This is a genomic window from Pseudomonas corrugata (assembly GCF_050920615.1).
GTDB lineage: Bacteria > Pseudomonadota > Gammaproteobacteria > Pseudomonadales > Pseudomonadaceae > Aquipseudomonas > Aquipseudomonas corrugata.
Genome location: NZ_CP130434.1, coordinates 269407 through 283764 on the forward strand (window position 1 = coordinate 269407; position 14358 = coordinate 283764).

The 14358-nt window shown below is 60.8% G+C and carries 14 protein-coding genes; 7 read left to right on the forward strand and 7 right to left on the reverse strand.

The annotated features are described in order from the left end of the window. Window positions 1-97 precede the first annotated feature (97 nt). The 4 genes from QZH45_RS01160 to zur are packed head-to-tail and all read right to left on the reverse strand — an operon-like array spanning window position 98 to window position 2894. Window positions 98-811, reverse strand: a complete 714-nt coding sequence (locus QZH45_RS01160) for a PA5502 family lipoprotein (protein WP_024778401.1) — start codon at window positions 809-811, stop codon at window positions 98-100. A gap of 37 nt (window positions 812-848) precedes the next feature. Next, entirely contained in the window at window positions 849-1637 is a 789-nt protein-coding gene (gene znuB / locus QZH45_RS01165) for a zinc ABC transporter permease subunit ZnuB (RefSeq protein WP_024778402.1), read from the reverse strand. Then, entirely contained in the window at window positions 1630-2412 is a 783-nt protein-coding gene (gene znuC / locus QZH45_RS01170; RefSeq protein ID WP_055136064.1) for a zinc ABC transporter ATP-binding protein ZnuC, read from the reverse strand. The genes znuB and znuC overlap by 8 nt, the downstream gene beginning before the upstream one ends. Continuing rightward, complete coding sequence (zur, locus tag QZH45_RS01175) at window positions 2412-2894, reverse strand: zinc uptake transcriptional repressor Zur (protein WP_024778404.1); 483 nt, start codon at window positions 2892-2894, stop codon at window positions 2412-2414. Before zur ends, znuC begins: the two co-directional genes overlap by 1 nt. 66 nt (window positions 2895-2960) lie before the next feature. Between zur and QZH45_RS01180 the strand changes: the two genes are divergently transcribed. After that, window positions 2961-3884, forward strand: a complete 924-nt coding sequence (locus QZH45_RS01180; RefSeq protein WP_024778405.1) for a zinc ABC transporter substrate-binding protein ZnuA — start codon at window positions 2961-2963, stop codon at window positions 3882-3884. Window positions 3885-4283: 399 nt separating this feature from the next. On the opposite strand, the gene QZH45_RS01185 is transcribed toward QZH45_RS01180, so the two are convergent. Together QZH45_RS01185 and QZH45_RS01190 are read right to left on the reverse strand one after the other, a co-directional pair. Next, a complete protein-coding gene (locus tag QZH45_RS01185; protein WP_024778406.1) occupies window positions 4284-5234 on the reverse strand; it encodes a homoserine kinase in 951 nt (316 codons plus the stop codon). Between the two features lie 54 nt (window positions 5235-5288). After that, complete coding sequence (locus QZH45_RS01190; protein ID WP_024778407.1) at window positions 5289-5579, reverse strand: DUF2782 domain-containing protein; 291 nt, start codon at window positions 5577-5579, stop codon at window positions 5289-5291. A gap of 74 nt (window positions 5580-5653) precedes the next feature. Between QZH45_RS01190 and polA the strand changes: the two genes are divergently transcribed. Continuing rightward, complete coding sequence (polA, locus tag QZH45_RS01195) at window positions 5654-8422, forward strand: DNA polymerase I (RefSeq protein WP_024778408.1); 2769 nt, start codon at window positions 5654-5656, stop codon at window positions 8420-8422. Window positions 8423-8725: 303 nt separating this feature from the next. Here polA and yihA read toward each other — a convergent pair whose 3' ends face one another. Further along, on the reverse strand, window positions 8726-9367 hold the full coding sequence (yihA, locus tag QZH45_RS01200) for a ribosome biogenesis GTP-binding protein YihA/YsxC (protein WP_024778409.1): 642 nt from the start codon (window positions 9365-9367) through the stop codon (window positions 8726-8728). 190 nt (window positions 9368-9557) lie between these two features. Here yihA and QZH45_RS01205 point away from each other — a divergent pair, with 190 nt between their 5' ends. The 5 genes from QZH45_RS01205 (at window position 9558) to QZH45_RS01225 (ending at window position 14282) form a co-directional block, all read left to right on the forward strand. Beyond that, a complete protein-coding gene (locus tag QZH45_RS01205; protein WP_024778410.1) occupies window positions 9558-9848 on the forward strand; it encodes a c-type cytochrome in 291 nt (96 codons plus the stop codon). A gap of 46 nt (window positions 9849-9894) precedes the next feature. Beyond that, on the forward strand, window positions 9895-10506 hold the full coding sequence (locus QZH45_RS01210; protein ID WP_024778411.1) for a c-type cytochrome: 612 nt from the start codon (window positions 9895-9897) through the stop codon (window positions 10504-10506). Window positions 10507-10702: 196 nt separating this feature from the next. After that, complete coding sequence (locus tag QZH45_RS01215) at window positions 10703-11347, forward strand: thiol:disulfide interchange protein DsbA/DsbL (protein ID WP_024778412.1); 645 nt, start codon at window positions 10703-10705, stop codon at window positions 11345-11347. Window positions 11348-11361: 14 nt separating this feature from the next. After that, entirely contained in the window at window positions 11362-12240 is an 879-nt protein-coding gene (locus QZH45_RS01220) for an endonuclease/exonuclease/phosphatase family protein (protein ID WP_024778413.1), read from the forward strand. After that, window positions 12237-14282 (forward strand): GGDEF domain-containing protein, encoded by a 2046-nt coding sequence (locus tag QZH45_RS01225; RefSeq protein WP_024778414.1) that lies wholly within the window; start codon window positions 12237-12239, stop codon window positions 14280-14282. The genes QZH45_RS01220 and QZH45_RS01225 overlap by 4 nt, the downstream gene beginning before the upstream one ends. Window positions 14283-14358: the final 76 nt, after the last annotated feature.

Here is a 14358-nt window from a genome sequence, read left to right on the forward strand (position 1 = left end):
TATCGCGAGCAGGCTCGCTCCCACATTGGATGTGTTGTGAATACAAATGTTGTATTCGACACAAACCCCTGTGGGAGCGAGCCTGCTCGCGATGCTTTTAAGATTTACGCGGAGTCAGCACCAGCTGTGCCTGCACGCTGCGCAGAATCTGTTTGCGAAGCCTCAGATCAAACCCGGGATCGAGCTTTTTAACCCGCTTGGTCAGCAAGTTCGCCAGCCACGGATAATCGTCGGTGCGCGGCGCCTGGACAGTCACATCACACTGAAAATTCACCACATCAGCGGCAATGGCATCCAGTTGCCGACGCATTTGCTGGATATCGCTGATGTTTAGCTGAATCGTGGTGCTCTCGGCGCTCGGATCGATCAGCTTGGCAACCGGTTTGGTTTCGGCAGCCTGGAGAGCCGCTTCGGCTTTATCCAACTCGATCTTGCGGGCTTCGGCGATCGCGCCGTTGACTTCACCGGTCAGTGCCGGGGCCTTGGGCATCAGAGCGCGGGCACGGCTCAGGGCGGTGGCGGCGGCGTTTACATCGCCTTTTTGCAGATCGATCTGGCTGCGGCGCAGATACGCCTCGGCCAGTTGCCGCTGATAGGGCTCCAACGCCGGGTCATTCGGCGCCTGGGCCTGCAGTGCGGCCAATTGATCTTCAGCGGTGGCCAGCTCATTGCCGGCCAGGCTTTGTTCCAGCTGCGCAATGGCCGGGCCCCGGGTGTCGGGCGCTTCGGTCACTGGCGGCGAACTCGTGCAAGCCCCCAGCAGCAAGAAAAATGCGACAAGGAGCAGATAACGGGAGGCGAACGGCTTCATTCCTGCGACTCTCTATTTGCGCAAAAAGCGAGCAAGTCTACACCCCTCGGCGGGGCAGGACAAAACTCAGCAGAAACAATGCCGCGGCGCTGACCACGATCGACGGGCCGGCCGGGGTGTCCTTGAACCACGACAAGGCCAGCCCGCCACACACCGCAAGCATGCCCAGCAGGCTCGCGCCCAGGGCCATCTGCTCCGGCGAGCGGGCGTGACGTTGTGCCGCGGCCGCCGGGATGATCAGCAATGAAGTAATCAGCAACACCCCGACGATTTTCATCGCCACGGCAATCACCACAGCAATCAGCAGCATCAGCGCCAGCCGCAGCCCGGTCACGGGCAGGCCTTCTACCCGGGCCAGTTCTTCGTGGACGGTGACGGCCAGCAAGGGTCGCCAGAGCGCTACCAGCAACAGCAGGACGGCTGCACTGCCACCCAGGATCCAGGCCAGGTCCGTCGGACTGATGGCCAGCAGGTCACCGAACAGATAGGCCATCAAGTCGATCCGTACTTCACGCATGAAGCTCAGCACCACCAGCCCGAGGGACAGGGTGCTGGGTGCAAGGATACCCAGCAGTGTGTCGGACGCCAGGGGCTGGCGCTGTTGCAGGGTCACCAGCACCACTGCCAGCAACAGGCAACCGACGGTCACCGCCACCGTTGGGCTGACATCCAGCAGGAACCCCAGCGCTACACCCAGCAATGCCGCATGGGACAAGGTATCGCCGAAATAGGCCATGCGTCGCCAGACCACGAACGAGCCCAGGGGACCGGCCACCAGCGCGAGGGCCAGGCCTGCGAGCAGGGCATACACCAGAAAATCAGCCATGCTTGCAGCCATCTCCATGAATGTGGGGGGTAACAGGTGCACCGATGACCACCGAGCCGTGCAGGTCATGGGCGTGGTCATGGTGGTGGTGATAGATCGCCAGGCTGGGTGCGTTCTTGCCGAACAGTTCGACGAACGCCGGGTCGCCGCTGACCTGCTCGGGATGCCCGGAACAACAGACATGACGATTGAGGCAGACCACCTGGTCGGTGGTGCTCATGACCAGGTGAAGATCATGGGAGACCATCAGCACACCGCAGCCGTGACGGTCGCGCAGGCGGGTGATCAGGCTGTACAGCTCGGCCTGTCCCGCGACGTCGACCCCTTGTACCGGCTCGTCGAGCACCAGTAGTTCAGGCTCGCGCAGCAAGGCTCGGGCCAGCAGTACCCGCTGCATTTCACCACCGGAGATGCTTTGCACCGGGTTGTCGATCACGTGCTCGGCGCCGACTTCGTTGAGTGCCACCAGGGCCCGCCCGCGATCCACGCCAGGTACCAGGCGCAGGAAACGCAGGACCGACAGGGGCAGCGTCGGGTCCACATGGAGTTTTTGTGGCATGTAGCCGACCCGCAGCTTCGGCTTGCGCCAGACACTGCCGCTGTCCGGCTTGAGCAAACCCAGCACGGCACGCACCAGGGTGGTCTTGCCGGCGCCGTTGGGGCCGATCAGGGTGACGATCTGCCCCGGCTCGACGCTCAGGTGGATGTTGTCCAGCACGTTCTGCCCGGCGAACGTCACGGCCACCTGCTCGAGGCGGATCAAGGCATTGCTCATCAGGCCCCCTGGCAACCGGAGCAGAGACCGACCACTTCGACGGTCTGGCTGTCGACCACGAAGCCGACCTCCTTGGCACTGGCGACGATGGCATCGCTGATGGACTTCTGCTCCAGCTCGATGGCGGCGTGGCATTCGCGGCAGATCAGGAACTGGCCTTGATGGGCATGTTCGGGATGATTGCAACCGACAAAAGCGTTCAGGGAGGAAATTCGATGCACCAGGCCGTTTTCCAGCAGGAAATCCAATGCCCGATAAACTGTTGGCGGCGCGGCGCGGCGGCCGTCCTGTTCGCTGAGCACCGCCAGGATGTCGTAGGCGCCCAACGGCTTGTGGCTTTGCCAGACCAGTTCCAGCACGCGGCGTCGCAAGGCGGTCAGGCGCAGCCCCTGCCGTGCGCAGATGGCATCAGCCTCGGACAGCGCGCTATGCACGCAGTGGGAGTGATCGTGGGGACGACTGGCGAGTGGCGTAATAGGCATGGGCAGCGACGAGTTCAGTGAGAGACGTTATTATGTTACCCGTTCTCGCCTCTTCGAGTAGTTATCGTGTCCCGATTTTTTTCGCTCTTTGTCGCTTTTGTCGCAAGTTTTCTACTGATCGGTTCGGCCCAGGCCGAGGTCAAGGTCCTCACCAGCATCAAGCCGTTGCAGTTGATTGCCGCTGCGGTGCAGGACGGCGTGGCGGTTCCCGAGGTGCTGCTGCCTCCTGGAGCTTCGCCTCACCACTACGCCTTGCGCCCATCCGACGTACGCAAGGTGCAGTCGGTGGATCTGTTGTACTGGATTGGTCCAGACATGGAAGGTTTCCTGCCGAGGGTGTTGAACGGTCGTACGCTGCCTTCCGTCGCGGTACAGGATCTGCCGGGGCTCAAATTGCGGCACTTTACCGAGGACAGCCAATCCCATACCGACGATGATGGCGACGACCATGATCATGACCATCGTCCTGGCACGATCGATGCCCATTTGTGGCTTTCACCGATCAATGCACGGGTGATCGCCGCCAGAATGGCCGCTGACCTGAGCGCTGCCGACCCGGCCAACGCCGAGCGTTATCAAAGCAACCTCAAGGGCTTCAACCAGCGGCTCGATGCCTTGGATACGCGTCTCAAGTCTCGTCTGGCCGGGATTGCGGACAAGCCCTACTTCGTGTTCCACGAAGCGTTCGATTATTTCGAGGACACCTACGGGCTCAAGCACACCGGGGTGTTCGCCGTGGCCGCCGAGGTCCAGCCCGGCGCCCAGCATGTGGCGGCGATGCGTACGCGTTTACAGGCCGTGGGCAAGACGTGCGTGTTCAGCGAACCGCCCCTGCGCCCGCGCCTGGCCGAAACCCTGGTGGCGGGGTTGCCGGTGAAGCTTGCGGAGCTGGATGCGCTGGGCGGCTATACCCCGGCGACGGCACAGGGGTATGAGCAGTTGTTGGAAAAGCTGGGGAATGATTTGGCGGGGTGCCTGGAGTCGTTGTAACGCTTGATTGGCGACGATCCCGATCGCGGGCAAGCCTTGCTCCCACAGGGTAAAACACAGGCAGGCCTTGCTCCCACAGGGTAAAACACAGGCAGGTCTTGCTCCCACAGGGTAAAACACAGGCAAGTCTTGCTCCCACAGAGTAAAACACAGGCAGGTCTTGCTCCCACAGGGTAAAACACAGGCAGGCCTTGCTCCACAGGGTAAAACACAGGCAAGCCTTGCTCCCACAGGGTAAAACACAGGCAATCCTTGCTCCCACAGGGTAAAACACAGGCAGGCCTTGCTCCACAGGGTAAAACACAGGCAAGCCTTGCTCCCACAGGGTAAAACACAGGCAGGCCTTGCTCCCACAGAGTAAACACAGACCTGTGGGAGCAAGGCTTGCCCGCGATGCTTTTACAGGGCAAAAGGCAGCGGTGTATGAACGTCCTGTCGCTGCGCCAACCGCTGCTGAAACTCCATCGGATCGTGGATCAACACGTCCTGTCCGGCAAAGGATTCGGCTGCGATCAGACGCGACAGCCAGAACCGCACGCACGCCACACGCAGCATGGTCGGCCAAAGCTCGGCTTCGGCGGCGGTGAAGGGGCGCAGCGCCGCGTAAGCGCCCAGCAACGCCCGTGCTCTCGGGCCATCGAGCACACCGTCGTCATCCGAGCACCAGTCGTTCAGGGCAATGGCGACGTCATACAGCATCGGCCCGGAGCAGGCGTTGTAGAAGTCGATCAAGCCGGTCAGGTGCGTGCCTTCGAACATGGCGTTATCACGGAACAGGTCCGCATGGATGTTGGCGCGGGGCAGCGCAAGGATGGCTGTCTTCTGAGCCGATATTTCGTCCAGCGCCGCTTGCAGCAGCCGACGAGGCTCGGTAGCCAGGTGTGACAGCAGCTTTGCGCCCTCCTCCTGCATCCAGTCGAGGCCGCGATCGGTCTTGCGCTTGATCATGTGGTCCCGGGTTGCCAGGTGCAGACGCGCCAGCAACTCGCCGACCTGGGCGCAATGCTGCGCATTGGCCTGTTTGACATGCTTGCCAGCCAGGCGCGGTTGCAGCAGCGCCGGTTTGCCGGCCAGCTCCCTGAGCGCAACACCGTCGGTGGTGCGCAGCGCATAAGGCACCGGCAGATCGGCCTCATGCAGTACGTCCAGCAGTTCGATGAAGAACGGCATTTCCTGCACCGGGCCGCGTTCGACCAGGGTCAGGACGAATTCACCCTGCTCCAGACTGATAAAGAAATTGGTGTTTTCGCTGCCGGCGGCGATCCCCTGGAAATCAAGCAGGCGGCCGAGCCCGTAAGGGGCAAGAAAGGTTTCCAGCTCGGGCCGAGCCAGGGGGGTGAACACAGACATGGTTAAACTGCCAGTACGGGCGCCCTTTAGCGGGCGCCGGTTGAAATTAGGAAACTATTTCCACTCAAAGATCTTCCATGACGGGATCAGCATATCCGGTTGGTCCGAACGGATGAAGTTTGCATCAGTGCCGTCGGCGCGTACCAGAAAATAAGGTTTGCCGTGCTTGGGCGTGACCTTGATCGCATACAGGAAACCGTTTTGCCGGTACTCCTGGATGGTTTTATCGCCTTCCGTGCGAATGGTGACGGAAGGGTCTGCCGAAGGCGCGTCGTCCGCCGCCATGACGGTAAGCGGGGTGATCGCAAACAAGCCAGCCAGTAACAGGCGATTTAGTGTACGCATGATAACCTTGTCCCTTTGTCGTCAACGGTCCCGCTATTCTAGCTCCGGACCCGCCGAAAAGGTTGATCTTGCTCATGAGCCAAGCCCCCCTCGTCCTGGTGGACGGTTCTTCTTATCTGTACCGCGCTTTTCATGCGCTGCCACCGCTGACCACATCCAAAGGCCTGCCGACCGGGGCGGTCAAGGGCGTGCTGAATATGCTCAAGAGCCTGCGCAAGCAGTATCCGGACAGCCCGTTCGCCGTGGTGTTCGACGCCAAGGGCGGGACGTTTCGCGATGCGCTGTACGCCGAGTACAAGGCCAACCGCCCGAGCATGCCCGACGACATGCGCGTGCAGATCGAACCGCTGCATGCCAGCGTCAAGGCCCTGGGCTTCCCGCTGCTGTGCGTGGACAACGTCGAAGCCGACGATGTCATCGGTACCCTGGCCCGCAGCAGCGCCGCAGCCGCCCGCCCGGTGGTGATCTCCACCGGTGACAAGGACATGGCTCAGTTGGTCGACGGGCACATTACCTTGGTCAATACCATGACCGGTAGTTCGCTGGACGTGGCTGGCGTAAAGGAGAAATTTGGTGTCGCTCCGGAGCAGATCATCGATTATCTGGCATTGATGGGCGATTCTTCCGATAACATCCCGGGCGTTCCGGGGATCGGGCCCAAGACCGCCTCCGGCTTGCTGGTAGGGGTCAACGGCGGCCTGACCGAGTTGTATGCGCAACTGGACGTCGTTCCCACGCTGCCGATTCGCGGCGCCAAGACCCTGCCCGCCAAGCTCGAAGAACACAAGGAAATGGCGTTTCTTTCCTACGAGCTGGCGACGATCAAGACTGACGTGCCGCTGGATGTCGGCCTCGACGACCTGCAAATGGGCCCACCGGACCACGAGAAGCTCGCCGAGCTGTACACCTTGCTGGAGTTCAAGAGCTGGTTCGAAGAAAACCAGCGGGACGCCAAGCGTCTCGGCCAGGAAATCGTCGAAGTGGCCGACGAACAACCCAGTGGCACCGAGGCGAAGTACGAAGTCATTCTCGATCAGGCGCGCTTCGACGCCTGGCTGGCCAAGCTCGAGCAAGCGCCGCTGTTTGCGTTCGTCACGGAAACCAGCGGTGATGATCCGCAGCATGCGCAACTGGTCGGGTTGTCGTTCGCCGTTGCGGCCCACGAAGCGGCTTACATTCCGCTGACCCATTCCTACATGGGCGTGCCGGAGCAGCTGGACCGTGACACGGTGCTTAAAGCTCTCAAGCCGTTGCTGGAAAACCCCGACAAGCTCAAGGTCGGCCAGCACGCCAAGTTCGAGACCAACATCCTGGCCAACTGCGCCATTGGTGGCGATCAGGACAACGGCATCGTGGTCCAAGGCGTTGCCTTCGACACTATGCTGGAGTCCTACGTGCTGGACTCCACCGCGACCCGTCACGACATGGACAGCCTGGCACTCAAGTACCTGGGGCAAAGCAAGACCGATTTCCAGGACATCGCCGGCAAAGGGGTCAAACAGCTGACCTTCGACCAGATCTCCCTGGAACTGGCCGGCCCTTACGCTGCCGAAGATGCCGACGTAACCTTCCGGTTGCACCAGGCCTTGCAGGAAAAGCTGGCGGCAATCCCGAGCCTGAACAAAGTACTCAATGAGATCGAGATGCCGCTGATGCCGGTCCTGGCTCGCATCGAGCGTCAGGGCGCGTTGGTGGATGCCAATCTGCTGGGCGCGCAGAGCGTCGAGCTGGGCGAGAAACTGGTGGCGTTGGAGCGTGAGGCGTTTGCCATCGCCGGAGAGGAATTCAACCTCGGCTCGCCGAAGCAATTGGGCGTGATCCTGTACGAAAAGCTTGGTTTGCCGGTGCTCAGCAAAACCGCCAAGGGCCAGGCATCCACAGCCGAAGCGGTGCTCGCCGAATTGGCCGAGCAGGACTATCCGCTGCCCAAGGTGCTGATGCAATACCGCTCGCTGAGCAAGCTCAAGAGCACGTATACCGATCGCCTGCCGGAGCAGATCAACAGCCGTACCGGCCGCGTCCATACCAACTATCAACAAGCCGTTGCCGCGACCGGACGGCTGTCGTCCATCGATCCGAACCTGCAGAACATTCCGATCCGCACCGCCGAAGGTCGACGGATCCGGCAGGCGTTCGTTGCACCGAAAGGCTACAAGCTGCTCGCGGCGGACTATTCGCAGATCGAGTTGAGGATCATGGCGCACCTGGCCAAGGATGAAGGTCTGCTTCACGCGTTCCGCAACGATCTGGACGTTCACCGGGCCACTGCCGCCGAGGTGTTCGGCGTCGAGCTGGAGGCCGTCAGCCATGACCAGCGTCGCAGCGCCAAGGCGATCAACTTTGGCTTGATCTACGGCATGAGCGCCTTTGGTCTCGCCAAACAGATCGGTGTCGATCGCAAACAGTCCCAGGCCTACATCGACCGCTACTTTGCCCGCTACCCGGGCGTACTGGAGTACATGGAACGCACCCGCGCGCAGGCCGCCGAACAGGGTTTTGTCGAAACCATTTTCGGCCGTAGGCTCTACCTGCCGGATATCAATGCAAAGAACCCGGCGCTGCGCAAGGGGGCTGAGCGCACGGCGATCAACGCTCCGATGCAAGGCACCGCTGCCGACATCATCAAGAAAGCGATGGTGGCCGTGGATCGCTGGTTGTCGACCTCAAGGCTGGATGCGAGGGTCATCCTGCAGGTACACGACGAACTGGTGCTGGAAGTACGGGAAGATCTGGTCGAGCAGGTCAGCAAGGAAATCCGCCAGCACATGAGCGCCGCCGCCACGCTGGACGTGCCGCTGCTGGTGGAAGTGGGCGTGGGCAACAACTGGGATGAGGCGCACTGAGGCGTGACGAACTTCTGGGGGCTGCTTTGCAGCCCGGCGGGGATAAATCCCCCCGCCACAATGGAATGTCATTGCCTGCGAGGGGTGAGTAAGAAATTTCCTAAGGTCATTTCAAAAATAATCTGAACTAAACCCATGAAATGCTACTCAGAGATTCTGAATGGCTGGTGAAGCCCTTCAATGCTCCTATGTTGTGTTAAGTGTTGGCAGATATCTGGACCCCGCCCTAGCGGTCCGGAACTTGGACCCCGAACTTCCCCCTCCCCATACGAAGTCCGGGGTTTTTTTTGCCTGCGATTCGGCTTATTCGGCCTCTTCGCTGCCCTTGTCCGCGAGCTCCATCCAGTCGGCCAGCACGGTATAGGCTTCTTCGAGGCCCATGCGCTTGGGTGCCGAGAACAGCTGGATGGTGATCGCATCGCCCCAGCCCTTGCGGATTTCCGACTGCACTTTGAGAAGCGTGTTCTTGGCCGCACCGTAGGTGAGCTTGTCCGCTTTGGTCAGCAGGATGTGCATGGGCATGCCGCTGGCGACCGCCCAGTCCAGCATCAGCGTATCGAAGTCGGTCATCGGATGGCGGATGTCCATCATCAGGATCAGACCCTTCAAACTTTCGCGACTGCCCAGATAGGCTTCCAGGTGGCGCTGCCAGTGTTGCTTGAGCGGAATCGGCACCTTGGCGTAGCCGTAGCCGGGCAGGTCGACCAAACGGCGTTCATCGTCTAGTTTGAAGAAGTTCAGCAGCTGCGTGCGACCTGGGGTTTTCGAGGTGCGTGCCAGGCTTGCATGGGTCAAGGTGTTCAGCGCGCTGGATTTGCCGGCGTTTGAACGCCCGGCAAACGCTACTTCGAAGCCTTCGTCGTCGGGGCATTGATCGACTTTGGCGGCGCTGAGCATGAAGGTGGACTGTTGGCACAGGCCAAGGATGGGGTTCTTCAGTTGCATGGGATTTCCGATGTGGGTGGCGTCGGGAATGGACGCGGCAAGCTGTGTCGTTTCCGTTTCAGTGACGCCAGTATATAATGCCGCAGATTTTGTGTGCGCTTTGTCCCAGCGAAGGATGAGGCTCACGAGAGCGACCGACCTGAATGCGCACAAGAACGCAGCTTGCTCTCAACCCTGAAAAGGTCGTTTTATGACGAAATGGCTGCTAGCTGCCGGTGTCCTGATGCCGCTTTACAGCGCTCAGGCTACACAGGATCCGGAAGCTGTGTACAACCGTGTTTGTGGTGCCTGTCATTCCGGCCAACTCCCAACGGCGCCCCGCAAGGGCGATCAGGAAGCTTGGACGCCGAGGTTGGCGAAAGGTATGGGGACGCTGGTGCAACACGTGACCCAGGGTTTCAAGGCGATGCCGCCGCGTGGTTTGTGCATGGACTGCAGTGCCGAGGATTACCAAGCCATCATCCAGTGGATGAGCGAGTGAACCCGGCCCATAACTCTTTAACCCTTAGCCGTAGTTGGATTAGCTGATGAACAAACTGATCGTGAGTCTGCTGTTGACCTTGGGGATATCCGGCGTAGCCCACGCCGCTGGCGATGCCGCCGCCGGTCAGGCGAAAGCCGCCGTTTGCGGGGCCTGCCATGGGCCGGATGGCAACAGCGCAGCACCAAACTTTCCGAAACTGGCGGGCCAGGGCGAACGCTACCTGACCAAGCAATTGCACGACATCAAGTCGGGCAAGCGTACCGTTCTGGAAATGACTGGCCTGCTGACCAACCTGAGCGATCAGGACCTGTCGGACATCGCCGCCTATTTCTCCAGCCAGAAAGGCAGCGTCGGCGCCGCCGACCAGAAACTCGTGGCCCGCGGTGAGAAGCTGTTCCGTGGCGGTGACCTGGAAAAAGGCCTGCCGGCCTGCACCGGTTGCCATTCGCCGAACGGTGCCGGCAACGCCGCTGCCGGCTTCCCGCACCTGGGCGGTCAGCATGCCCAGTACGTGGCCAAGCAATTGACCGATTTCCGCAAGGAAGAAGGCGGTCGTGCCAACGACGGCGACGCGATGCCCATGCGCACCATCGCTCGCAAGCTGAGCGACGAAGATATTGCAGCTGTCGCCAGCTACATCCAGGGCCTGCACTAAGGTCTTTGAGCGGCGTTGCGAGGGGTGTATACCGCTTGTAACGTTAACGCTCGATTAATCTGTCGATGCAAGCATCAAAAGGGTGGCTTTGGCCGCCCTTTTTTGTGGCCGCTGCCGTTACACTAAGAACTTGAACCCGCCATGGTCTGTCTGAGAACACACCTCGCGAGGCCACCTATTTGTCCAGGAGTAAAGCATGCGTAATCTGATCATCAGCGCCGCGCTCGTCGCCGCCAGCCTGTTCGGCATCGGCGCTCAAGCCAACGCCGAGGAATCGAAAGCCCCTTACGTCGAATTGAGCAACTCGGTTCCGGTGGCCGTGCCCGGCAAGATCGAAGTGGTGGAGCTGTTCTGGTATGGCTGCCCGCACTGCTACGCTTTCGAGCCGGTGATCAATCCATGGGTCGATAAGCTGCCTTCGGACGTGAACTTCGTTCGCATCCCTGCCATGTTCGGCGGCCCGTGGGATGCCCATGGCCAGATGTTCCTGACCCTCGAGGCCATGGGTGTCGAGCACAAGGTTCACGCTGCGGTGTTCAACGCGATCCAGAAAGAACATAAAAAGCTGACTGACAAAAATGACATGGCAGACTTCCTGGCAACCCAGGGCGTAGACAAGGAAAAATTCCTGGCGACCTTTGACTCTTTCGCCGTGAAGGGCCAAATCGTCAAAGCCAAGGAGCTGGCGAAGAAGTACGAGATCACCGGCGTACCAACCATGATCGTCAACGGCAAATACCGCTTTGATATCGGCTCTGCCGGCGGCGCGGACGAAGCGCTGCAACTGGCCGACAAGCTGATCGCCAAAGAGCGAGCGGCAACCAAGGCTGTTGCCAACTAAGCGCGGGCCACGTCATGGCTCGCTGGAGCACCGAACGCATCGTTGGCCTGCATGAGCCGCGGGTCAACGAGCATCATGTCGCGTCCACGGGCCTGCCCACCGACAGTCGTTTGCGATTGCTCAGCTTCAACATCCAGGTTGGTATCAGCACCGAACGCTACCGACATTACTTGACCCGGGGTTGGCAACATCTGCTGCCACACACCGGGCGTGCCGGTAACCTGCAGAAAATCGGCGATCTGCTGAAGGATTTCGACCTGGTGGCCTTGCAAGAGGCCGATGGCGGCAGTCTGAGGTCGGGCTACGTCAACCAGGTGGAGCATCTGGCCCAACTGGGTGCGTTTCCCTACTGGTATCAACAACTCAATCGCAACCTCGGCCGTCTCGCCCAGCACAGCAATGGTGTGCTGAGTCGCCTGCGGCCCTGGGCGATCGAAGACCATCCACTACCGGGTCCCAAGGGGCGTGGAGCGATCCTTGCGCGCTTCGGCGAAGGTCCGGAGGCATTGGTCGTGGTCATGATGCACCTGGCCCTCGGGGCGCGTACCCGGACGATGCAACTGGCCTATATCCGTGAATTGATCGGTGGGTATAAACATCAGGTACTGATGGGAGACATGAATACCCATGCCAGCGATCTGCTGCAGACGTCGCCACTGCGTGACCTCGGCCTGCTCGCGCCCCAACTCGAAGCGACATTCCCCAGCTGGCGCCCCCAGCGCTGCCTGGACCATATACTGCTGAGCCCGACCCTGACCCTTGAGCGTGTCGAAGTTCTGGCCCAGCCCATTTCCGATCACCTGCCGGTTGCAGTCGAAATTCGTTTACCGGGTTCGCTCACGGCTGACGCATTGCCTGCGCTGAGTTCTGCCCCTTGCGGACCCGATGAATGAGCGACGACGCCGAACGCTGGAGAGAGAAGTACCTCAAGAGCATTGAGCAGCAGGAAAAGCTGGAGCGCCGCTGGGGCGCTCGGCTCGATTTGCTGCGCCGTGGCCTGGTACGCAGTACCCTGGCCGCCGAAGGCACGGACCGGGCCGTTGATCAATGCATGAAAGAGATGCGCGAAGTGGTGCGCACCGATGACATGGACGCCGCCCTCGCCGCCCTGTTGCCACGCCTGGAAAAAGCCGTGCTGGATTCCGAGCAGCGCCGCGAGACCCGGGTCGAACAGATGAGCACCGCGTTGACTGCGTTGGTCGCTCAGTTGCAGACCCTGCCGCTGCCGAAGGACGTTCGCCGGCCGCTGAAAAAGTTTGCCAAGCATCTGGAGACGCGAGTCGACCAGGCCCGGGAAATTCCCCTGCTGCTCAGCGAGTTGAGCGACTTGCAGGGCAAGGCGCTGAGTGTATTGGAGGCGCCTGCCGAAGCGAGTCGTCCCGGCCTGCTGCAACGGTTGTTTGGTGGCCATGGTCATGAGGAGGTGGCACCTCAGCCCCACGAACCCGTTCCGGACAGCGTTGCGCCTGTGCCCTTGGCGACACCGATCGAAGCGCCACCGCCAGCGCCGACGCAGCCGATGACCGTTACTGCACCGGTCATGTCGACGGTGGAACAGGCCAGGCCCGTTGATGAAGCCCCCGAACCGGTGGCCTTCATTCCGCCGATGCTCGACCCAGCTCCGAAGTCGATCACCGACAATGCCCCGCCGGTTCTCGAGCCGGAGGAAGCCACTGGGCCTGTGCCGACTGCCACGCAGCCTACTGTCACAGAGCCTACGGTTGCCGCCGCTGCGCTGGAGAATCCCGACGAGCTGGTGTCCGAAGCGCTATCAACCGATGAAGCACAGCCCCCCGATACAGAACCTGATGAGCCGTCGACAACCGTTGCGCCAGTGGCTGCTGATTCGGATGAGGCCCATTACGCCCTGCCCGACTCCCCGGAACCCTCCTACAGTTCGGTGGCAAGGCACATCGAAGACACCCTGCTGGGCCTGCTGGGCGACCTGACCCTGCCTGAGCGTCATCGTCCTCAAGCCGAGGCCATGGGTGAACGCCTTCGAAATGGTCTGAACTGGTATGAATTGCTACCGATTCTCGACGATTTCGCAACGCTGATGTTGGCCGTCACGGACAGCGGTCAGCATGAATTCGAAGCGTATCTGCAACGTCTCAATGATCGCCTGGAGTCCTTCCAGAGCAGCCTGCGTGCTGCCAGTGAAGGCCATGCCGACAATCGTTCGGCCTCCAGGGAAATGGACACCCAGATTCGCGAGCAGGTCGATGGCCTGCAAAGCAGCATGCAGGAAGCCGACGATCTGGAAGGTCTCAAGCAGGTGCTGGAGAACCATCTGGAAGGCCTGCTCGGTACGATGGATCAGCACCAGAAGCAGCGTGATCAGCGCGAGCAGGAGGTTTCCAGTCGCCTCAAGAGCCTGGCCGAGCGCGTCGCGGTGATGGAACAAGAAGCCCAGGTCGTGCGTGAGAATCTGGAAGAGCAGCGCCAAAAGGCGCTGATAGACCCGCTCACCGGGCTGCCCAACCGTGCCGCCTGGGCCGAGCGGCTGGAACACGAAGTCGCTCAGTGGCAGCGGCACGGCAACAGCTTGTTGCTGGCGATGCTCGACCTCGATCACTTCAAGCGCATCAATGACAATTACGGGCACCTGGCTGGTGACCGGGTATTGAAGATCATTGCCACCGTGCTGCGTAAACGTCTGCGGGGCAGCGACTTCATCGCTCGCTTTGGTGGCGAGGAGTTTGTCCTGCTGGTGCCCGACACGCCGTTGGCATCGGGCGCCAAACTGGCTGAGGTCCTGCGCGCGGCAATCGAAGCCTGCCCGTTTCACTTCAAGGGCGAGCCGGTAACGATCACCGTGTCCATGGGCATGACCGCGTTCAAGCCGGGTGAACACAGCGATCTGGTACTTAAAAGGGCCGATCAGGCGCTATATCGGGCAAAATCTGCCGGGCGTAACCGAGTGGAACTGGGCTGAGATCAATTGTTCCATTTTGTTTAATCCTGGAAGGCAATCCAGATCCTTGCACAGTGATACGTTACACTGTTGCATT

Excerpts from the sequence above, each read along its gene's own strand:
- QZH45_RS01160 (WP_024778401.1), bottom strand. The coding sequence starts at position 811 with ATGAAGCCGTTCGCCTCCCGTTATCTGCTCCTTGTCGCATTTTTCTTG.
- znuB (WP_024778402.1), bottom strand. The coding sequence starts at position 1,637 with ATGGCTGATTTTCTGGTGTATGCCCTGCTCGCAGGCCTGGCCCTCGCG.
- znuC (WP_055136064.1), bottom strand. The coding sequence starts at position 2,412 with ATGAGCAATGCCTTGATCCGCCTCGAGCAGGTGGCCGTGACGTTCGCC.
- zur (WP_024778404.1), bottom strand. The coding sequence starts at position 2,894 with ATGCCTATTACGCCACTCGCCAGTCGTCCCCACGATCACTCCCACTGC.
- QZH45_RS01185 (WP_024778406.1), bottom strand. The coding sequence starts at position 5,234 with ATGTCTGTGTTCACCCCCCTGGCTCGGCCCGAGCTGGAAACCTTTCTT.
- QZH45_RS01190 (WP_024778407.1), bottom strand. The coding sequence starts at position 5,579 with ATGCGTACACTAAATCGCCTGTTACTGGCTGGCTTGTTTGCGATCACC.
- polA (WP_024778408.1), top strand. The coding sequence starts at position 5,654 with ATGAGCCAAGCCCCCCTCGTCCTGGTGGACGGTTCTTCTTATCTGTAC.
- yihA (WP_024778409.1), bottom strand. The coding sequence starts at position 9,367 with ATGCAACTGAAGAACCCCATCCTTGGCCTGTGCCAACAGTCCACCTTC.
- QZH45_RS01205 (WP_024778410.1), top strand. The coding sequence starts at position 9,558 with ATGACGAAATGGCTGCTAGCTGCCGGTGTCCTGATGCCGCTTTACAGC.
- QZH45_RS01210 (WP_024778411.1), top strand. The coding sequence starts at position 9,895 with ATGAACAAACTGATCGTGAGTCTGCTGTTGACCTTGGGGATATCCGGC.
- QZH45_RS01215 (WP_024778412.1), top strand. The coding sequence starts at position 10,703 with ATGCGTAATCTGATCATCAGCGCCGCGCTCGTCGCCGCCAGCCTGTTC.
- QZH45_RS01220 (WP_024778413.1), top strand. The coding sequence starts at position 11,362 with ATGGCTCGCTGGAGCACCGAACGCATCGTTGGCCTGCATGAGCCGCGG.
- QZH45_RS01225 (WP_024778414.1), top strand. The coding sequence starts at position 12,237 with ATGAGCGACGACGCCGAACGCTGGAGAGAGAAGTACCTCAAGAGCATT.